At 44.4% G+C, this 19,946-nt stretch carries 17 protein-coding genes; 5 read left to right on the top strand and 12 right to left on the bottom strand.

From position 1 onward, the window contains the following. Positions 1-63 precede the first annotated feature (63 nt). The 3 genes from MHI55_RS15070 to MHI55_RS15060 all read right to left on the bottom strand — a co-directional run bounded on the left by MHI55_RS15070 (position 64) and on the right by MHI55_RS15060 (position 3,066). Positions 64-1,362 (bottom strand): GHKL domain-containing protein, encoded by a 1,299-nt coding sequence (locus tag MHI55_RS15070; protein WP_036670839.1) that lies wholly within the window; start codon positions 1,360-1,362, stop codon positions 64-66. A 1-nt stretch (position 1,363) separates the two neighbouring features. Continuing rightward, positions 1,364-2,104, bottom strand: coding sequence for a LytTR family DNA-binding domain-containing protein (locus MHI55_RS15065; protein ID WP_076249383.1), 741 nt, complete (start codon positions 2,102-2,104; stop codon positions 1,364-1,366). 197 nt (positions 2,105-2,301) lie between these two features. Further along, complete coding sequence (locus MHI55_RS15060; RefSeq protein ID WP_076249384.1) at positions 2,302-3,066, bottom strand: YheC/YheD family protein; 765 nt, start codon at positions 3,064-3,066, stop codon at positions 2,302-2,304. A gap of 202 nt (positions 3,067-3,268) precedes the next feature. Between MHI55_RS15060 and MHI55_RS15055 the strand changes: the two genes are divergently transcribed. Further along, positions 3,269-4,078, top strand: coding sequence for a DUF6492 family protein (locus tag MHI55_RS15055; protein ID WP_047842887.1), 810 nt, complete (start codon positions 3,269-3,271; stop codon positions 4,076-4,078). Positions 4,079-4,095: 17 nt separating this feature from the next. Continuing rightward, positions 4,096-5,469, top strand: a complete 1,374-nt coding sequence (locus tag MHI55_RS15050) for a sugar phosphate nucleotidyltransferase (RefSeq protein WP_076249385.1) — start codon at positions 4,096-4,098, stop codon at positions 5,467-5,469. Between the two features lie 106 nt (positions 5,470-5,575). Here MHI55_RS15050 and MHI55_RS15045 read toward each other — a convergent pair whose 3' ends face one another. The 5 genes from MHI55_RS15045 to MHI55_RS15025 all read right to left on the bottom strand — a co-directional run bounded on the left by MHI55_RS15045 (position 5,576) and on the right by MHI55_RS15025 (position 11,764). Further along, positions 5,576-8,395: a glycoside hydrolase family 2 TIM barrel-domain containing protein gene (locus MHI55_RS15045; RefSeq protein ID WP_076249386.1), complete on the bottom strand. Its 2,820-nt coding sequence runs from the start codon at positions 8,393-8,395 to the stop codon at positions 5,576-5,578. A gap of 186 nt (positions 8,396-8,581) precedes the next feature. Continuing rightward, complete coding sequence (locus MHI55_RS15040; protein WP_076249387.1) at positions 8,582-9,376, bottom strand: SDR family NAD(P)-dependent oxidoreductase; 795 nt, start codon at positions 9,374-9,376, stop codon at positions 8,582-8,584. Positions 9,377-9,505: 129 nt separating this feature from the next. Continuing rightward, positions 9,506-10,504 carry an AraC family transcriptional regulator gene (locus MHI55_RS15035; RefSeq protein ID WP_076249388.1) on the bottom strand — a complete coding sequence of 333 codons (999 nt, stop codon included), beginning with the start codon at positions 10,502-10,504 and terminating at the stop codon, positions 9,506-9,508. A gap of 192 nt (positions 10,505-10,696) precedes the next feature. Continuing rightward, on the bottom strand, positions 10,697-11,269 hold the full coding sequence (locus tag MHI55_RS15030) for an alpha/beta fold hydrolase (RefSeq protein ID WP_051449755.1): 573 nt from the start codon (positions 11,267-11,269) through the stop codon (positions 10,697-10,699). Positions 11,270-11,455: 186 nt separating this feature from the next. Then, positions 11,456-11,764 carry a hypothetical protein gene (locus MHI55_RS15025; RefSeq protein WP_076249390.1) on the bottom strand — a complete coding sequence of 103 codons (309 nt, stop codon included), beginning with the start codon at positions 11,762-11,764 and terminating at the stop codon, positions 11,456-11,458. Positions 11,765-11,927: 163 nt separating this feature from the next. On the opposite strand from MHI55_RS15025, the gene MHI55_RS15020 reads away from it, so the two are divergent. Further along, entirely contained in the window at positions 11,928-13,160 is a 1,233-nt protein-coding gene (locus MHI55_RS15020; protein WP_076249391.1) for a GAF domain-containing protein, read from the top strand. 46 nt (positions 13,161-13,206) lie between these two features. Beyond that, on the top strand, positions 13,207-13,632 hold the full coding sequence (locus tag MHI55_RS15015) for a hypothetical protein (RefSeq protein ID WP_340390471.1): 426 nt from the start codon (positions 13,207-13,209) through the stop codon (positions 13,630-13,632). Between the two features lie 96 nt (positions 13,633-13,728). Here the strand turns inward: MHI55_RS15015 and MHI55_RS15010 are convergent, their stop codons facing one another. Then, complete coding sequence (locus MHI55_RS15010; protein WP_017688591.1) at positions 13,729-14,151, bottom strand: hypothetical protein; 423 nt, start codon at positions 14,149-14,151, stop codon at positions 13,729-13,731. A 266-nt stretch (positions 14,152-14,417) separates the two neighbouring features. Between MHI55_RS15010 and MHI55_RS15005 the strand changes: the two genes are divergently transcribed. Beyond that, the gene (locus MHI55_RS15005) at positions 14,418-15,692 is read left to right on the top strand and encodes a stalk domain-containing protein (protein WP_340390470.1); all 1,275 of its coding nucleotides are present in this window, start codon (positions 14,418-14,420) and stop codon (positions 15,690-15,692) included. A 345-nt stretch (positions 15,693-16,037) separates the two neighbouring features. On the opposite strand, the gene MHI55_RS15000 is transcribed toward MHI55_RS15005, so the two are convergent. Genes MHI55_RS15000 through MHI55_RS14990 form a run of 3 tightly spaced genes read right to left on the bottom strand, consistent with a single transcriptional unit; the run spans position 16,038 to position 19,801 of the window. Then, positions 16,038-17,189 carry a Ger(x)C family spore germination protein gene (locus MHI55_RS15000; protein ID WP_340390469.1) on the bottom strand — a complete coding sequence of 384 codons (1,152 nt, stop codon included), beginning with the start codon at positions 17,187-17,189 and terminating at the stop codon, positions 16,038-16,040. 43 nt (positions 17,190-17,232) lie between these two features. After that, positions 17,233-18,351 (bottom strand): endospore germination permease, encoded by a 1,119-nt coding sequence (locus tag MHI55_RS14995; RefSeq protein WP_340390468.1) that lies wholly within the window; start codon positions 18,349-18,351, stop codon positions 17,233-17,235. Positions 18,352-18,391: 40 nt separating this feature from the next. Next, positions 18,392-19,801, bottom strand: a complete 1,410-nt coding sequence (locus MHI55_RS14990) for a spore germination protein (RefSeq protein WP_036608157.1) — start codon at positions 19,799-19,801, stop codon at positions 18,392-18,394. Between the last annotated feature and the right edge of the window lie 145 nt (positions 19,802-19,946).

Raw genomic sequence — 19,946 nt, 5'->3', positions numbered from 1 at the left:
GGAAGAGACTGATCAAACGCAAACGGACCCTGAATGGAAAAAAACAACCCCTGAACGGCAGGTTCAGGGGTTGTCGGTGTGAAACGGAAGCACGACCATGTTGTTAAATTTCCGATGCTGATGCTCAATACTCATATGTCCACCATATTTCTCGCACATTCGCGATATATTGGTTAGACCGATCCCATGGTACTCCGGATTGGGCTTGTCACTTTTCAAGTCAACGATCGGTTGCTCCACATGATTCATAATCTGGATGACCAGTGTAGATGATGTGGAGTGAATGGCAATCAGGATATATCGATCCTCAGCCTGTCTAACCTTCTTGGAGGCCTCAATTGCGTTATCGAGCATGTTACCCAGCACCACACACAGATCGTACCGATCGATCTGGATATGCTGCGAGTGGAGCTGGATTTTGGTGTCGATTTTGATCCCGTTTGCCTGCCCCATAGCCAAGGTATTTGTAACGAGTGCATCAATGACCAGATTGCCAGAGTTCACCCGCTGGTACGCACCTTCAATGGTATTTAATGTAGACTTGATATGGTCACCTGCCGCTGCCAGTTCGTTACGTTGGATACATTCATCAATATACAGAAACTGCTGATTGATATCATGGATGATGGATTTAATGTTTTTGAAACTGTGAACGGTCTTCTCATAGTTGGCATCCTGGTAGTCCATCTGACGCTGTAACTGGGTATTTTCATGCGCAAGCTGTACCTTTTCCACCATGTTATCGAATACATATACAATGAACACGTTGAGAAATAGCGAGCCTAGTACAGAAAAGACGTAGAATATGTTTTTTTCACTATATATGGAGGCTACATTGATCTGATAGATCGTAATAATGGGTACGATAAGAAACAGCAAATAATAACGATAATGCACGGCAAAACTTCTGCGTTTAGCCACTAAACGCACAATTTGAATAACAATGAACATGATACTGCAACCAACCAGCATCACCTTGGAGAGAATCCAGTGGTTTTCTCCGTTGAACTGTTCCCATGAAATGAATTCTGTGGATTCCAAAACTCCGAGAATATATACGGCTATTGTATTTGCCATAGTAATCAGAACCGCATACAGGATGGTAAAAACAAGCTTGATTTTAAACTCCACTTCATAGGACTGTGCCAGACTGAAGATTAACAGCAGAGCAACAGCAGTAGAAATGATATCAGAGAAGGAAGAGACCAAATAAAAATAACCCAACATGAGAAATACCATGAAATAGATCGCTCTGCGCGGCTTTCGTCTGGACTTGCCCAACACAGAATCAAAATAAAAATTCGCCTGAAATGCCATAAGTAAGGTCACAAAGATGATGGAAAAGATCATATAGGTACCCATATCATTGAATCCTCATGATCATATATTTGGTGTAAGCATCCTTGATTTCTTTGACCTTGGATCGACCTATGGGCAGTTCCGTTCCATTAAACATAACGACCTGGGTACCGGAAAACTTCTGAACATGCATCAGGTTGATGATAATCGAGCGATGAATCTGTAAGAAACCATGGTCTTTCAAACCTGTAGCGTAGCTGGATAAAATGCCTTTGGTCTCATGTACATTTTCCTGTGTCACAAAATTCAACTTGTTCTTGATCGTTAAACTTTTGACGACCTCAATCCAGAGAATATCATCATATTTCAGCAGCAGTTCATCATAGTCTGATTTGATTAATACATACTTTTTGTCCAATGCCTGAAAATATTGACACAGCTTAATCATCTTTTCCTCGAAAACTTGCGGCTGGATTGGCTTGATCAGATATTGAAAGGTGATGACATCAAAGCTCTCCACCATATATTCCGGGTAACTGGTCAGAAACATAATCTGTACATCCAGAAACTTCATGTTCCTGATCTCTTTAGCGGTCTGAATCCCGTTCATTCCGCCCATCTCCACATCCAAGATGAGAATATTGAATGTATCCCCAACCTCTCTGTAGTGTGAGAGCAATTGTTCACCAGATGTGAATAGGCTAATTTGAAAATCAAAATTGGTTTTTAGAGATAAGGAGACCAGCATGGATTTCACACGTTCTCGTTGCTGCTCCTCATCATCACAGATTGCAATATTGAACATGGGGGAACATCCGCCTTTCATCGACATCGACTCTGAATTTCACTCTCGAATATACTATTTTAGCATAGGTTTCGGAGTCGAATGGGGATGAAATGCATTATTCCGACCCTAAAACGCAGATCAACAAAAAAAGTCGCCACATTGGCGACTCTTGAGCTTGTAACCTTCTCCAGCATTCCTATGAAAAGTCCAGTCTGTTATTTTGTTTTTTTGGGGAAAGCATGGCGGTAATACCGTATTACCTTGCGATACATCGTCTTGTCCTTTAATTGATTGAATATATATGGGTCAGGTTTGACATTCACTTCAATAATCCAGGGTTTCAGACTGTGGTCAAGGCCGATATCCACACCAATTTGCTTAAGATGCGGGTACTTTTTTTTCATATGACGAGCTATGCGCAGGCTAAGCTCATTCATCTCTTGAATCAGTTCATTCCTGCGTTTGGTGGATGCATGTGATTTTAGCAGCTTGTGAATATCCATCGGTGTACCACCACTATGATAATTGGTTACGATTTTCTTTGGATGACCCAGTCGCCCGATGATTCCGGTGGCTTCCCAATGTTTGGTCGGGCTTAGCTGTATCATGACACGGATGTCAAAACGTCTGTTATTGTGCTTAAGCAGATGGATTCCTCTCTGAATCAGATAACTTCTTTTATTCACCAGACGAGTCAGACTGTTATAAAACGATTCAAAGCTGTCAAACGTCAGACGTTTTTGCTCGATCTGATAGACAAAATGTTGCTGACTTTCCATCTCCGCCTTAATAACACCCATCCCGAAAGTACCTCTCTCGGGTTTGACATAGACCATTCCATATTTGCTGATCATGGATTTCAGATTCGTTTTGTTATATTTCTGTGTGTCGGGGATAAACGGTTTAATTAATTCATTATTAATGATCAATTTTGTTTTTAACCACTTGCTTCTTAACGGCTGCAACTTATCAACTCCCATGTCGTAAACTCTCCCTTCAGCAACCGCATCAAAGCCTGCTGTTTGATCAAGATCCTGCAAGCATTATATGTAATACCGATAAAGGAACCCTCAACAAAAGCCCCTATTCGTAAAAATGTATATTTGCACATGCCCTGACCAAAACACTTTTGCACACATACCATATAATGAGTCATCACGATTTGTGCAAGGAGTTGAGAAGATGTCCGTCCAGCCTGGAATCCGGTTGAATAATGCGCCTAAGATTGATGTTCTTATACCAGCGATCGAGAAAGATTTGGCTACCCTTCCCCTCGTCATCGATAACATTCGCCGTTATGTAAAACATCCCATTGGAAGCATATATATTGTTTCTCCGGTTAGCACCAAAATCAGAAAACTCTGTTCCCTTAAAAACTGCATTTTTGTTAATGAGCGATCCGTCCTGCCTATAACCAAAAACGACATACACTACCAGTCCTCCCGATGGAATCGGTCAGGCTGGTTATATCAGCAGCTGCTCAAAATGAACGGAGATTCCATTGTGAAGGCAAAGTACTTTCTAGTCATGGATGCAGATACCGTACTGATTAAACCTCATTCATTTCTTGTAGAAGGCAAAACAGTCTTTTACTGCCGTGACTGGAGCCAGCCGGAATATTTCAATACCTACCGCAAGTTGTTAGGCATGAAAGCTCCGCGTCCCCGCTCTTTTGTCACCCATTATATGCTGTTCGACAAATCGAAACTCGCTGCCTTAAAACAGAAAATTGAAGCGGTTCATAAGCTGCCATGGTACAAAGCGATCATATCTAATATCAATAAGAAGAAACAGTTTGGTTTCTCCGAGTATGAAACGTATGCCAATTTTATGTATACGAAAAACCCAGGCAGCATGGTCCTTAGAAGTTCCAAGAATAAAAGTCTGAATGTGAACGCTTCTTCGTTAAAAGAGCAACAAATCCGCAATCTGGCTCTTAAATATCGTTCTCTTTCCTTTCATAAACGGAAAATCTATAGTAAAGCTCCCTGAGCTTAAGGAGGAAGCCCATGCATATCGTACTGCTGTGCGGCGGCTCTGGCAAAAGGCTCTGGCCGTTATCCAATGAGCTTCGCTCCAAGCTGTTCATAGATATACTTCCATCACCCGCTGGAGGTAGGGAATCCATGATCAGCAGAGTATGCCGCCAGCTTGACAGTTCATCCCTAACGGATTCAACACTCATTATTTCACATCAGGATCAGGCTAATATTACGGCACGACATACTCAAGGCAAAATACCAGTCATTGGGGAACCTTATAAACGAGGCACTTTTACTGCGGCGGCCTTAGCGACGTTATATCTGCAATCCTTCCGAATGGCCAAAGATGACGATGTGATCTGTATCGCGCCAGCTGATGTGTTCGCAGGTGAAGATTTTTTCAGCAACTTCCAATTACTGCCGGACATATTGAAACATTCTCAAGCCGAAATCGCTTTAATTGGGACAAGGCCTACACATGCTTCAGAACAGTATGGATACATCCTGCCGGGTGGGGAAGAACGTAATGCTTATGCGCCCATAACACAATTTATAGAAAAACCTGAAGCCTCCATTGCTGAAACGCTGCTACAACGTGGGGCTCTATGGAACTGCGGTGTGTACGCATTCACCGTCGCGTTTATGATATCCCATATTAAAAAAATGGGGCTTCCGGTTCATTATGATCAATTGTCGTCCCTGTATGAAGCGTTGCCTGAACGGAGTTTTGACAAGCATGTTGCAGAAAAGGCACAGCGGGCCGTAGTCCTGCCTTATAAGGGAGTATGGCAGGATATCGGAAGCTGGGATACGCTGTGCGCACAGTTGGATACCCATGTAATCGGACACGGTGGAATCTCGGGTTCTTCCTCCGATTCCTATATTATTAACGAGCTTCCCTACCCCATCCAAGTCATTGGCGTGCCAGGTATTATCGCTGCCGCAAGTCCGGATGGCATTCTCATTGCCAACAAAAATAATTCAAATGAAATTAAAGCGCAATTGGGTAACTTGCCATTAAAACCGATGTATGGTGAAGCAACCTGGGGCAGTTATCGTGTCATTGAGAGTTCGTTAGACGATGAGAATACAACTGTGACCACATTAAACATAACGGTTCTACCGGGCAAACATATCGGGTTGAACTGGCATAGAACTGGGTGTAGAGCATGGACCGTGCTTGCAGGCAGTGGGCAAGTGCTTGTAAACGGAAAGGTCATGCAAATGAGTATGGGCAATCAGTTCGTGATTACCAAGGAGAGTCTCTTTTCTATTCTGGCTGAAACCAGGATGGTGATCCTTGAGGTCCGGATCGGAGTAACAGAGGATAAAGACAACATACTTTTTGAAGAAGAAGATTGGAATGTAATCCTAAAAAGTGCAGGTTCATCTAAGGCTTAATGGGAGAATGAACCGTTTCAATCTGCATGTCTTATAGCCCCTTCCATTCGCGGAAGGGGCTCATTAGCATAATTAAGGGAAACCTGACACTTCTTCTCCCTACATCTTAGTTAAACAACTTGCGAAGTTCCTCTACTTCCAGACGTGCAACTGGCTGGTAAGCGGAACTTTGTACATAACGCTGGAAGCTGTATAACAACTGTCTGCCCTCCAATGTAGTCATCAGACGCTCCAGATTCAGCGCTCCCATCAGCACTCTCCCCTTCCGGACCCGACACTCCATCAACAGGCCGAGCTTGTGGTTTCGCTCAAAATTATCAATGGTCTGCACGATCGGATTCAAGTCTTTATCCAACTCATCCAAGATGATCGATGACGACTCGGACACGATGCTCCACCACGGATAAGTTGAGTGCTCCTCTGTGACAAAATGTTCGAAGGCCGGATGATCCTGTTGAATTAACAAGCCCATTGTGCCCACAGGAACTTCTCTTTTCATATTCTCCGAGATGGATCGGAACATAGGGTAAGACCAGAAATCGGTGCTATAGAAACCTTGGATCGCGTGTTGAAGCTGATTAGGATTCGGGAAAAGTAAAATATCCTCGCCCTGCTCAAGCAGCGCCAACGCCTGTTCCGAGAGTTCGGTAAATAGATTCAAACCGCTCAGGTCCACTGCCTCCTGACTCGGGTAGATCCACAGGTCGTAAGACTTACGGATATCCGTACCCGGAATGGACAGTCTAAGCTCCACTTTGGTCATATTGGAGACTTCAGGAATGCGAATGCTGAGATCCGCGACATTCACATAATGTTCTCCATGGGTCGCTGGCAGGTCTGCTCTCCCTTCCAATAGGACGCTTCCTTCGATCTGCTCGCTTTGAATTTCCCACTTCAGATGACGTCCGTCCAATGCCTGTCTGCGGAAGTAACTTAGTTCAATGCGTGCTTCGAACAATTCACCCGCTTGATAATTATATTTGGGGAATCTCGCCAACAACACAGCGTCGGAACAAAACGTTCTCCACTCCTCAGGTGTAATCATGCCTTTGGAATCCATGAATGCGTCCAGTACACCCACCAGCGCCGTTCCCTGACCACTGAAATCCTGAAGATCCAGCAGCTGGAACCCGGCTAGTTGCTTCGAACGAAAAGCAGCTTCCAGTTCTTCCTTGTAACATGCGACCGCGAGTTTACCAGAGGCTCTGAAGTATGCTTCCGCCAGATGTCCCAGCCCTTTGGCATTCAGACGCTCTCGAAACACTTCGAAATTCTTGGCTTTGAGTGAACCCGTATACTTGTTGATCTCCTCGAAATTAGGAAACGTGGCGTACTGTCCAATTTCATGCGAGATGATTGGTACGTGTGAGACAAGTTGGTCACTTCCAGCTTCGGCCTGCACTGTTTTGGAACCAGTCCCATACTGAATCTGAATCTCTTTGTCCCCAGTCTGACCAGAAGGGTCAGCATCGCTGCCTTGCTCAGGTACAATATTTGAATCGTAATCTTTCAATGTATTTGGCAGGTCGGTCTGCACGTGACCGAGCGGAGCATCACACATCGCATATGAACCTCTGAACAGGCGCTCTTTGGAGAAACGAACCCCGCAGAAGAATTCACTTTCCTCCAGAATGTCCGGCACAAACTGAAAGTTATTCGAACCTTCGGTGTATAGATGACGATGATCATATGCTTTGTATGCCTTCAGGATCGAATTCAATCTGTCCTTGCTTCCCCATAGTTCATTCCCCATCGACATCATGACAAACGAAGGATGATTACCAAAAGCACGCAGCATCGCAAATCCTTCGCTAATCAAGTAATCCTGCTCGGCTTGATTATGCCCATCCGAAGATTCATCCGTAATCGTTCCCCAGAACGGAAGCTCAGGCTCCATGTAGATGCCGAGCAGATCCGCTGCAATAAAAGCAGCCTCCGGAGGACAACAGGTATGGAAACGGTAGTGATTGATACCGTAGGACTTGGAGATAGCGAGAATACGAACCCATTCATCCACATCTGTTGGCGCGTATCCCGTGAGCGGAAAGATCAGCCCGTCATGTTTGCCTCGAAGAAACGTTTTGCGACCATTAATGGTGAATTTGTCTCCAGCAGCCCGGAATTCCCGTAGTCCCGTCCATACTTCGGTGGAATCCAGCACTTCGCCGTCCTGATCTTGCAGATGAATATGAAGTTGGTACAGGTTAGGCTCATCATCACTCCATAACATCGCATCTTCACCAATCTTGTACGTCAGCTGGATTTCCTGCGAATCCGGGGCGAAAATCTGTTCCTCGGTCGTATACACCGGATCTGCACTGACTGCAACAGCCGAAACCACGATTCGTGCTTCTTGCAGGTCACCAACAAGTGCTGCCTTGATCTCGAAAGATCGAGTCGCAAGATCGGGATAGACCTGAACATTATCCAGGAAAACACGCTCGAAAAATTGAAGTTCCAATTTCCCGGTGATGCCGTTCCAATTCGTCTGCGTGTCTTCGGATGTAAGGTGACCCCCTTTGGTTGGATAATTGGTATTGTCCACTCGAATGGTAATTGTATGAGTCCCAGCGGTTAGCCCTGCCTCAATCTCGTAACGGTGAGGTGTGTTCAGACTGTTTTGTGTTCCCCATTCCACCCCATCAATCCAGACTGTGGTAACTCTTGTTCGTTCCAGATGTAAGAAGCAACGTTTGCCAGCCAAGTGTTCGGGAACTTCAATCTCTCTTGAAAACCAGGCATAACCCTCAAATAAGTACTCATCCGTCAGCGCACCGATTAACACATTCTCGTTTTTCTTGCCCTTGGCCGCATGAGATGTAGTATTTGGCAATGTAATAACGTCTGAGAAATTCAGACCACGTTCCACCTTATGTTCATCAAGTTGGAGTTTCCATATGCCTTCCAGATTTATTGCTTCTATCATGATAGTGTCCCCTTTTAGATTCATATAATCGATAAAAGTAATCGCTTCCAATGAACAGAAATCGTTTTCGAAAAACATACCTGTATTATAAACTCGATTGACGCCCTCGCATAGATCATTTACAAATAAAAAAGCCGCCAATGCTGGCGACATCTTATGGAACCATATCCTGTATCCTGAACAATTTTAAAATATGGTGGGAACCATGCCCCCGTCCATCCGGATGGGAGAGCCTCTGAAGGCGGAAGCACATGGGCTGCATACAAATGCAGCGAGTCTGCCTATTTCACTTGGCTTGATGAATCGCTGTAATTCGGACTGTGGCAGATTACTCTTCATAAAGTCTTTCTCTTTTTCCTCAAAAGTAAGTGCCTCATCAGGGTATATGCCCTCAATGATTTCTTGTACGTTTTCGGACAGTGTTGGACCTGGCAGGATCGTATTGATCGTAACCTCGCTCCCTGCTGTCAGTTTGGACAAACTTTTGGATAATGACAGCAGCATTGACTTGGTCATGCAATACTGAGGCATCTGGCCTGAAGGCATAAGGGCTTCTTCACTTGCGATGAAAATAATACGCCCGTCATTGTTTTTCACCATTTTAGGTAAATAAAATTGGGACAAGCCATTGGCAGCAAGTACATTAGTACGGAAATATTTCTCCCACACTTCATCATTTATGTCTTCATAACTCATGATTTCATATATCCCCATGTTATTGATTAATATATCAACTTCAGGAAATTTCTCGAATAAAGCTTGGCGTTGCGCCAGATCCACAAGATCAGCGGTAGCCTTTTGCGGAGAGGTCTCCGGAAAAGTGGACTTGATTTCACGAACGGTTTGTTCCACCTCTTCATCATTACGTCCATTAATCAGAACATGAACACCTTCTCGAGCGAGTTCTATAGCAATCGCTTTGCCGATCCCTTTTGTTGATCCTGTAACTAAGGCTGTTTTCTCTTTTAGTCCCATATCCATCCTGCATTTCTCCTTCATGATTACAACTATCCGGCTGCTTCTTCTGGACATTGCCAATAGCTTCATGCACCGGATAGGTATAATATTACGCAGTCTGAAGGACCTAGTAACTAGCATTTTGCGCCAGAGTTATTGCCTTACACGCCAATTTGAAGGTGTATCCCCTTCCCAGGTCTTGAAAGCACGATAGAACGAATTCTGATCTTCATACCCAACCAGAAATGCCACTTCTTTGATATCAAGTGAAGGATCTGCAAGGTACGCTCGGGCCTGCTCACGTCTGGCCTCGGTTAATAATTGCTTGAAGTTTGTGTTCTCCTCCGTCAGTCGCCGCTGCAAGGTACGATCACTCATGCGAAGCTCTTTGGCGACCGTCTGGATGTCAGGGCGCTTTCCTGTGAGGCTGCGTTTCATAATCCATTTGACCACTTCAGTAATGGAACGATTGCTCTCTTGTTCGTCCAGCGACCGATCCAGTGCCGGGGTCAGAATCTCCAGTAACTCCTCGTTATACGATAGAAATGGAAGACTCAGATCTTTCCGTTCTAGCGTCAGCCGATTATGCTTAGAATTCGTATCAACTCGGCAGCCGAAGTAAGCCTCAAGGGTGGCTACGTCACCCATCGGTTGGGAGAACTCAACCCTTTTGGCAGTCAAAGGTTGTCCTGTGCCCCTCCGTCCAAGTTCGATCAGAAATGCCAGCGTAATACCAACAAGTAATGGCGGACCTTGTTGCTCCTTATGTAACCATTCGAGTTCAATGATACATTCCTCCCCTGCTTCGGTAATCTGCAAACTCTCGGGAGGACACATTTGCTTGTAACGCACCATGCGATTCAACGCATCACGATAATCACGAGCATGGTACATCGCCAGTACAGGCGGAGGATACTTCGATATTTCATATCCGGTTGCAAGTTTGATGATGCCCTCGGCGGTGTCCCCATTGAGATCAGAGTAGGCCTGCCAGATTGCGAAGTATTGAGATTGGGTCACTACAGGTTGAGTGATTACTTCAAGAGGCAATTGTGCAGTGCGAGCTACGTCGTGAGCACCAATCCCTAATTGATGTAAACCAGCCCAGAAACCTGGATGAACTTTAATTCGATCATTCGGTAGAAGTTGCATGTATATAGACTCCTTTAACTTGTTCCATTTTTAATTCTGATTTCTAATTATAGAACGGATGTACCTATTTTTGAAACTTACCTCAGCGAGCCATTTCCGGGTAATACGAAAACACGACTGCCCATAAATGGCCAGTCGTGTTCAAGTCAATCATTGTATATCAATGAAAAAATGCACATTTTGTATGTTCAGCTACTCATTCAACGCAGTTTTGATCAGGGCATTCACCCGCGAGTTAAACAGCAGACCGATATGGGATACGAGGGAAACCGAAACGTTGTTCGCCCCGTTCAAACGGGAAAGTACCGGGGACACAATCGTGTCACTGGTGGAATAGATCGAAGTCACCTTTATTCCACTCGGAGCTGTCGTTGTGGTCAATCGATTAGCCCCGCCAAGGGTAATCAACTTATCCACTTTGGAAGCGCCTCCACGGTTAAGTATGTAATAGAGACTATTAGCTCCACCCATGCTATGAGCTATAATATTGACTTTTGTATGACCCGTTTGGCGCAGAACATCATCTACGAATCGACTAATTGCTGCGGAGTTCAACAGCTGGTTTCCTTGTTTGCTAGGAAGGTCAATCGCGAATAATTCGTCTCTTGTCCACCCTTGACTACGCAAATAACTCTCAATTGCTGTAAAATTGCTATCTGAACCGGTCAATCCATGTACCAATACAATGGGTGTACGTGCCGTAGCTGCAGAAGCCTTTGAACTCGATCCTATTCCAGTTATTGATAAGGCAAGGATCATACTCATGAATACAACAAGTATTAATTTGGTCTTTTTCACTTCATTACCCTCCTGTAAAATGTTTTATATTCCATATATTACAATCTAACATATGGAATATAAATGAATCTTTAGTCTCATTTTTACAGGGATCTCTAAAACATACTACAACTAACATCATTACATTTTTATCAAACTCTAGTTCTCTACTTCTTATCCTTCAACGATATCTGCACGTAGATCCGTTGCAATCTCAATCATTTTGGGAACAATAGCTTCGTTAGAAATAGCTACATACAGATCCCCCATGTACAAACGAAAAGCAATCTGTGCACCCTCAAGGTCCCACATAAAAAAGTCCCCGTCGATGGTCATGGTGCTCTCAGCTCCTACAATGTTAAGAACCGGTGAATAGGTAAAATCGGGTTGGGATTCGAAGTAGAGTTTGCACTCTTCCAGCGAGATGGATTGTTCCGCATTGCTTTCCTGCATGGATCGGGTAATTCGAAAACGCTGATTCATTGATTTGCCTCCAAAACTTTATTAATATATACATGTTACACAGCATTATATTTTCTCATTTCCGTCTTCCACTGTCAAAACCATACATGATCGATTCTTCAAATTCATATATACTGAATACAGTGCACAACGAATTTCTACAATCAGGAGGAGTCAAATCAATATGTTAAAAACAGAATTCATTGATGTACTATCCCTTGTCTCACATAAATTATATGATTCGGCTGCTAATGTCATGGACACGGCAAGCAGGTTAATTCCTGCAAACACGTTTTGTATTGCCCAGTTGGATCATCTATCCACCAAGGTTCTGAACGTATATAATCGTGACAAACTCATTCTGGGTGAGGGGCTGGTCGTTGATAACGCCGAGTCATACTGTGCACTTGTGACTGAACATTCCCAAGGCCCGTTAGTAATCAATAATAATCTAACACATCCATTAACCAGACATATGGACGCAACCGAATTCGTAGGTGGGTGTTCATTTGTCGGTGTGCCTATACATAATGAGAACGGAGAAATTTACGGCTCCCTTTGCTCATTTGATCAGGATTTCTATTCCTATCAACAAAAGGACGTGGATCTGCTTCTCTCCTTGTCTTCCTTTTTCACGAGTCTTCTTGAGATGGAAACAACTCTGCAACAATTAAAACAGGCGGAAGAGACCGCTGCAAAAGTGCTTGAAGAAAAGAAAAATTTGCTGGCCGTTCTCAGCCATGAAATCCGGACGCCAATGAATGGTGTTCTTGCAATGGCCAATCTGTTGCAATCGACCAGGCTAAGTGAGGATCAATCGTTATATGTTAATGTCATTGAGTCAAGTGGCGCCAGCCTTCTGTCGATGATGGATCAAATTCTGGACTACTCCAAAGCAGAAGCTGGTGCGATCTCTCTGGAGATCAAGCCCTATAGTGTCTCTGACACAGTTGAACATGTATTACAATTATTCTCTTCTGAAGCACAGAAAAAAGGAATTAGGTTGTACGCAGAATATAATATTAATGATCATCTGATGCTTATGGGCGATCAGCACAAAGTTCGTCAGATTTTAATCAATCTCGTTGGGAATGCGCTAAAATTTACGGAGACAGGTGAAGTATGCATCTCTACTGAGGTATCTGCTGATACCAAAGGTACTCTCCATGCATCCTACGAAATAAAGGATACGGGCATCGGCATCCCGCAGGACCGTCAGGATCTGTTGTTCAAATCCTATTCCCAGATTCATGGTAATTCAGGAAAGTATGGCGGAGCGGGGCTGGGCTTGTCCATCTGTAAACAACTCGCTGAATTAATGGGTGGCGTTGTATGGCTTAAAGAGTCCAGTCCTATGGGCAGTCGGTTTGTCTTTAATATCTCCAGCGCTGCACCCAACGTCCATACAAATATCTGAATGATGAATATATTATTCTATCTGAAACAGATAGGAGGTATATACGTTGACTCAATTTCTCGATGCAAGATCATCGCAAAATGCTGCGTTGTTTAATTCCATTTCCATACCGATTCCAGTGATTTTTACGCCACAATTATTCGGCCAGATTGGTCTCATCACCGCTGGAGCCGGAACCAATCTAAGAGTTTCATTAAAAGGAACCATCACGGTGCAATTGCCGCGTGCACTTTTTATAGTAAGGATTACTGTGGTAAGAGGAACAATCGCAACCGATCCAATTGTATACTCGGGAAACCACACATATGGTCTGAATGGTCTGCTTAACCCTGAAGTGATTGTCTTCTCTGCCACTGACTATAACCCACCGCTCATGCCCCAATTAACCTATACCGCATTTATCAGCACAAACCTGCTCGGTACTACTCGGGTGGGACCCGAGAGTTTCGACGGATATGTCGTTTCAGATTGAACAAACATGTACAACCCCATACCTCTAATCGGTTTCCCGTAGATTAGAGATATGGGGTTGTTTTTACGATAACATAACTATTTTTAGAGCGAGCTATTAATCAGAGACCACAAATCCATCAAAATTCTCGGGACCAACGCGGATTGTTCCCAGCAAGTTGGAGCTTACAAAAGCAGTGTAAGTTAATTGTGGTAAAATCGGTGGATTAAAATCATTTCCAGAGAATGTAATTACTTGTGGTGCCAATACACTTAAACCAAATGTGGACGTTGCGGAGTAAATAACCGGGTCCGTTGACAAGGTACCTCTTACAACGGTAATCGTTATGCCCACAAGAGCTAAAGGTAATTGTACAGAAACCGTCCCTTTAAATTGAACTCTGGGATTGGCTCCTGCTCCGGCAGTTTGCAGACCAATTTGACCAAAGAGCTGTGGGGTGTTCAGGAATAATATTGGAATAGCTATTGAGTTGGCCAAACTGGCATTTTGTGATGTTCTTGCATCCAGAAATGTGCTCATCAATCTACCTCCTAATGTTGGGATAGGATAGTATATTCGTAGCGTACTATTATGTTTGGACTTCTAGCCAACAACTCACCAAAGCTATCATTCAATTACACTATGGTTGGAAGAATCCATTAAACAGCGATATGGTATATATGACTATATTCCAGACTCTTATATTGGAACGATATGAAAATTTTGTTATGCTACATATGTTAGATTACTAGATTCTGTTCAAAATATAATTCTACTATTATGTACGGAGTTGGAGGACACAAACGATGCTTATTAAACGTGTAGGAAACATCGCTGCGGTTACCGTAATTGCTCTCTCTATTCTTGGAAGTACCCCCAATATCGGTGGAGCCTATGCTGCCCCGGCCATCTCAGTTCAATTGGATGATGTGCCCCTGATATTTGATGCAGCTCCACGTATTGATAGAGGTGTCACTTACGTTCCGTTTCGGACGGTCGGGGAAGCCCTAGGTATCGATATTACCTGGAACAGCAAATCACAGACTGTAAAAGCAACGAACACTGTGAAAGGACAAACTACCGAGGTACTATTACAAGTTGGCAGCACCACAGCGACCGTAAATGGAAAAAAAGTTACACTTGCTGCAGCACCCGTTCAGCGGGAGGGCCGCGTACTTATTCCACTAAGTTCGTTCAGTAACCAATTCGGTGTACAAGTAAGCTGGAATCAAGCAACCAAGACGGTCTCCCTTGTCTCCCCACAACGCGAGATGCACCTGAGAGCCTTCTATGCATTGCAATCCTTTCAAGAAAAGGACCTTATTACTTCCATGAATTCCGTAGCCTTTGGCTGGAGCCGCATTGATCGTGAAGGCCAATTTACGCTCCAAGGGGATGAGTACCGCCTCCCTGCTGCTGCGGGTGATATTACACCGCAGTCTATCGTTGCTGACGCAGCAGATCAGCAGATCCAACCACAGCTCATGGTGTACGCATTGGACGGAAATGGTGAACTGACCAAAGTTCTGAGCGACAGCAGCCTGCGGCAGAAATCGATTGAAGGCATAACTGCTGCTGTCGCAGAGCATGGTTTTGGTGGAGTTGTTCTGGATTTTGAAGGACTGGGCTTTAAACTGGATGCGGTAGAACAACAGAAGCTGCTCAATGCTTACGTGAAACAACTAAAGAGTTCCTTGCCCCAGGACACAGTTTTATCTCTGGCGGTACCACCGCTAAATAGTGCTTATAAAGGTTATGATTACAAAACACTTGCCTCTATTGCAGATGATCTTATTATTATGGCCTATCAGTATAATCCGGTTGGCACCAAATCTCAGGTACCTGAGCCAAATAGTCTTGTGGATCAAGCGATTCAATTAGCCATACAGGCTGGTGTACCAAAGAGCAAGCTTCTGCTTGGTATCAGTCTAAGCAGTGAAACGCCCTCCTCTGTTGATGATAAGCTGGGTCTCGCCAAACGTTATGACCTCAAAGGAGCCGCGTTCTGGCGTCTGGGTCTGTTCCGTTCCTACAATACGAAAATGGAAGATGCCGTAAATGCTTCTGTGATCAAAGAGTAAACTTTCTAACTGGATACAACTTAAATAAAAAGAAGGACCAAGCCTCTGGTACGCAGAGACTTGGTCCTTCTTGTTCCCATCATCTTACTTTATAAATTTATCCACACTTCCAAATATAAGCTTCACAAACTGGGTAGGACCAGGCAAACGGGGCTGAAAGAGAAGAATAATCCCAATTACTGCCGCTACAGCAGTAAATCCCGCGCTCACTATTCTGGCTCGCTTCTCTTTGCTGCTCTTCCACCCTCCATACACTATCGCAGTCGCCAGCATCAATATTCCAAGGATTGAGCCTAGTTTCATTCAATCACCTCTCTTCCAGGCTTGTACAGGAGCCGATTCTGTTCAACTTTCGTCCTCATTAGGTATCCCCTGTGGTCCTGTTGATTTTCCGGTGCGTACTACATGTGCATCTACGTTGACTTGCACGTCCATATCAGGATAGATGGTTTCCCAGTTCTTCTCCTGCGCCTTCCATTGATGCGGGTAATATCTGCGGAATTCAACTGCGAATTTGAAGAAATCGGAGCGTAGCTCTTTCTGGGACATGTCTAAAGCATCATGAGCCAAAGATCTGAGTTTAGCCGACCATTCCTTTTCCAGTTTAGTTAATACAGCGGGATCCGTCAGATTGGCATCCGTCGTATTTAACACCACTTCTCCCCTGGTTTGGATGTCGACCTTCATACTCCACTGTTTGTTTACAATTCGCGGCTTCAAGGAGGTTTTATTTTCAATGAGTCTTATCGAAAAAGAACCCTTTAACGGCTCAAACTCAACGGGCATGATAATGCTGTTCAGTTCTTTTGCAAGTAGTAATACACCTACGCTTAGTGGTTCTTTGACCGTCTTGACATAACGATCCTTCTTATACATACTCAGACCTTTCACATATGGCGTTGTCGTCAGTTTATCCTGATCGGGCTCCGGGGGTAAGATTAACATGCGAGACAAAATGGCTGAACTGCTCGGACCTTCAATAGATTTAGCCAGTTCAAGCGCAGTAACACGTGTACCTAACTTCAAATTGGCCATCTCACGCAACGATTCAGCAGAACTTCGCTCCAGTGGATCAAGTAACGCAAGGATATCTTTCGCAGCCTTATCGCTGGAAAAGACATATGCATGCTCCCTGAACTGAGGGTAACGCAGGAAGAAATCGATATACTCGCGGATACCGCGTTTGCCGGCTTGCTCACTAATGATTATGACTTCGCAGTGGCCCCAGAACATATTCCGGGGAACTTTACGTTGTAACCGATTCAATGCCTCGGCAATTGTACGTCCTTCCGCTGTTCGAATCATTGTTACCCCGCTTGGACTGCCTCCACTCCCACTGCTATCTCCTGCACTTGCCTTTCGCGGAATGAAAATCTGTGAAGTCAATTGTACTTCACCATCTTCATAATCTATCCCTGTAGCCAGCACGATAGCCAAATCGTTAATCTCGATACGATCCCAACATCCACTTAAAAGCACACAACACAATATTGGCATTAGTAGTACTCTAAATATTCGCAAGTGCTCCTCCCCCCATCAATCAGGTGTTCGCTCGATTCTTCTTCCGAAAATGTGCCCACCCTTTCTTCAGCCATGCAACACCGTAGATCATAGCCGGAAGGATTAATAAAATGCTGATCGTATACAAGTTGGCTGAAGCACTAACCAAACTGGAAACACCAGATCCACCGGACACAACCCAGTAAGCAAATACCATGCACAGAAACGAAAGTGGACCAACCACAGGTTTGTAGTCCCGCAAACCAAACCATTCCGCGGTTGATGTAGCAAAGATATATAGAAAAACGGAAATTTTAACGAAAATACCGAAAATCCAGATGGCAATAATAAGGGATTCGATATGTTGCAGAAAGTCCGCAATGGTTATGTATCTTGCTGCGATCATGACTGGAAATACAAATGTATCCGTCAAATCACCAATTAAAAACAGGCAAAACAGATTGGTAACTGTCATCGCAGTTGTTGTAAATACAAGGGAACCCAGCATGACCCGGGTTATTCGTTTTTTTTCATTCACATAAGGTAGCAGAAAAGCCAACACGATATATTCACTAAACCATGCAGCAGGTGCAGCAGCCCCCGTAATAATGGGAATTGGACCCTTCTCCATAAAAGGAAACAGCTCGGCAGGATTCAGTTCACCAATCAACAATATAAAGATCAAAGCCAGCAGAACGATCAGCAGGGTAACAAACACCTGAGCGGTTCGTCCGACAACTTCAATCCCGAGTCTGACATTAATCGCACATACAACAACCATCGTCCCCATCACAACAAACAAAGGTGTACGCGGAAGTGCATTATTGACAATGAATTCACCGTATTCTCGAATAATCAAGCCCGTCAGGTGGGGCAAAAAAGCGATATATATCAGACCGAATAACTTGCCTGGAATCCGACCAATAATCAATACACTGGATTGAATGAGCGTTTTTCCAGGGTACAAACGATCAAGTCCAACGGAAATACCAATGGCAGCCAACCCAACGAGAGAACCTATAATTGGAGTCATCCACATGTCATGTCCTGCATAATGCATTGTAATTCCAGGCACAGACAAGATAGCCGTCGCGAGAATGGCGGGAAAGACCATAAATGCCAATTGAGTCACCGATATTTTCCCTTTGTCAGTCAACATATGTAATCCCGCTCCCTTGTTTGCTCGAATGTAGATTGTTCTAGTGTGGTTTGTTCCTTGGGGATGGACGCCACCACACATCCTTAAGTTCCTTAGCCATCGTAGGTGCTACCGGTGAGAGATAAGGTGTTCCAAATGAACGAAGACTGCTTAGATGAATGACAACCAAGATGACTCCCAACATGACACCCGTGAGTCCCAGCGTTCCCGCCAGAAACATCATGGGAAAACGTAGTAGACGAGTCGCGATGCTGGCAGCATAGCGAGGGATCATGAAAGAAGCGATACCGGTTATCGCGACAATGATAATCATGGGGGCTGAGACAATTCCGGCACTCGTCGCCGCTTGCCCAATAATTAAGGCGCCCACGATACTGACCGCTGATCCGACCTGCTTGGGCAATCGGACGCCAGCCTCACGCAATGCTTCAAAGGCAATTTCCATAATGAGCGCTTCCACCAGGGCAGGAAAAGGGATCTCTTCTCTCGCCCGAGCAATACTGAGAAGTAATACGGTAGGAATCATCTCCTGATGAAACGTCGTAATCGCTACATAAGCCGATGGAAGCAGCATGGATAAAACAAAAAAAATGTATCGCAGCCAGCGTACAAAAACACTCATGAACACATTTTGATAATAATCTTCGGGGGATTGTAACATGGAAAAAATAGTCACTGGCGCGATAAGGGTAAACGGTGTTCCGTCAACGAGAATAGCAAAACGACCTTCCAGCAAGTTGGAAACAACGACATCCGGGCGCTCCGTCGCAATCATCTGTGGAAATGGTGAATATCGCTGGTCAACAATGCCTTCTTCAATGTACTGACTCTCCAGTACGTCTCGGAGCTTTAAATCGCCAAGTCGTGTCTCCACTTCCTTAACAAGTTTGGGATCAATAATCCCCTCCATGTATACAAGTGAAATACTGGTGTTTGTACGATCTCCCATGTTACGTGTATGAATCTTCAATGCAGGTGTCTTGAGACGTTTGCGCAGTAAAGACATATTCATGGTCAACGACTCTGTGAACCCATCCCGTGCACCACGCACGGTCGATTCAGCTAACGGTTCTTCCGTTGAACGATTTGCAGCTAGGTATAGAGGGTATGTAGTTCCTCCTATTGAACCATCCAGCAGTAACAGAGCTTCTCCTTCAAATATGGCCTGTACTGCCTGAGTAGTCGTTTCAACTTGCTTAACAGAAGCTAGGGGAACTTGCGCAGCTTCGATCCCCATTTCCTGAAGGGGCGTTAGTACCTGGCGTTCCAGCCGCTCCGTATCGCATACACCAACACAATATACGCATAATGCTGATGTAAGACACGCCGTTTGGAATGTATGAAATACAACGTCCGAGCAACCCGCAAAAACGGAGCGTAACATTTCTTGATCAATAGCAAGATTTCCGGTTAATGGCAGGTCCTGTTGTGTTATCGCTGATGTGTCCATGACGCCTCCCCTTTCCGTAAACGCTCCGTCCAGATATTCTCAGTTAAAGGTATCCTTTACTTATCAGATGGGATATATACGCAAAATATAGAATGCCAAAAAAGCCGCCCTCATGAGCGACTCTGATGATATAGAACACTATTCA

It is taken from the genome of Paenibacillus sp. FSL E2-0151, assembly GCF_037993015.1.
Classification (GTDB): domain Bacteria; phylum Bacillota; class Bacilli; order Paenibacillales; family Paenibacillaceae; genus Paenibacillus; species Paenibacillus amylolyticus.
The sequence above is the reverse complement of the archived record's forward strand: the minus strand, read 5'-3'. Positions and strand labels throughout refer to the sequence as shown.

Excerpts from the sequence above, each read along its gene's own strand:
- MHI55_RS15040 (WP_076249387.1), bottom strand. The coding sequence starts at position 9,376 with ATGGATATGGGACTAAAAGAGAAAACAGCCTTAGTTACAGGATCAACA.
- MHI55_RS15005 (WP_340390470.1), top strand. The coding sequence starts at position 14,418 with ATGCTTATTAAACGTGTAGGAAACATCGCTGCGGTTACCGTAATTGCT.
- MHI55_RS14990 (WP_036608157.1), bottom strand. The coding sequence starts at position 19,801 with ATGGACACATCAGCGATAACACAACAGGACCTGCCATTAACCGGAAAT.
- MHI55_RS14995 (WP_340390468.1), bottom strand. The coding sequence starts at position 18,351 with ATGTTGACTGACAAAGGGAAAATATCGGTGACTCAATTGGCATTTATG.
- MHI55_RS15045 (WP_076249386.1), bottom strand. The coding sequence starts at position 8,395 with ATGATAGAAGCAATAAATCTGGAAGGCATATGGAAACTCCAACTTGAT.
- MHI55_RS15065 (WP_076249383.1), bottom strand. The coding sequence starts at position 2,104 with ATGTTCAATATTGCAATCTGTGATGATGAGGAGCAGCAACGAGAACGT.
- MHI55_RS15010 (WP_017688591.1), bottom strand. The coding sequence starts at position 14,151 with ATGAGCACATTTCTGGATGCAAGAACATCACAAAATGCCAGTTTGGCC.
- MHI55_RS15000 (WP_340390469.1), bottom strand. The coding sequence starts at position 17,189 with ATGCCAATATTGTGTTGTGTGCTTTTAAGTGGATGTTGGGATCGTATC.
- MHI55_RS15035 (WP_076249388.1), bottom strand. The coding sequence starts at position 10,504 with ATGCAACTTCTACCGAATGATCGAATTAAAGTTCATCCAGGTTTCTGG.
- MHI55_RS15050 (WP_076249385.1), top strand. The coding sequence starts at position 4,096 with ATGCATATCGTACTGCTGTGCGGCGGCTCTGGCAAAAGGCTCTGGCCG.
- MHI55_RS15070 (WP_036670839.1), bottom strand. The coding sequence starts at position 1,362 with ATGGGTACCTATATGATCTTTTCCATCATCTTTGTGACCTTACTTATG.
- MHI55_RS15025 (WP_076249390.1), bottom strand. The coding sequence starts at position 11,764 with ATGAATCAGCGTTTTCGAATTACCCGATCCATGCAGGAAAGCAATGCG.
- MHI55_RS15020 (WP_076249391.1), top strand. The coding sequence starts at position 11,928 with ATGTTAAAAACAGAATTCATTGATGTACTATCCCTTGTCTCACATAAA.
- MHI55_RS15060 (WP_076249384.1), bottom strand. The coding sequence starts at position 3,066 with ATGGGAGTTGATAAGTTGCAGCCGTTAAGAAGCAAGTGGTTAAAAACA.
- MHI55_RS15055 (WP_047842887.1), top strand. The coding sequence starts at position 3,269 with ATGTCCGTCCAGCCTGGAATCCGGTTGAATAATGCGCCTAAGATTGAT.
- MHI55_RS15030 (WP_051449755.1), bottom strand. The coding sequence starts at position 11,269 with ATGAGTATGATCCTTGCCTTATCAATAACTGGAATAGGATCGAGTTCA.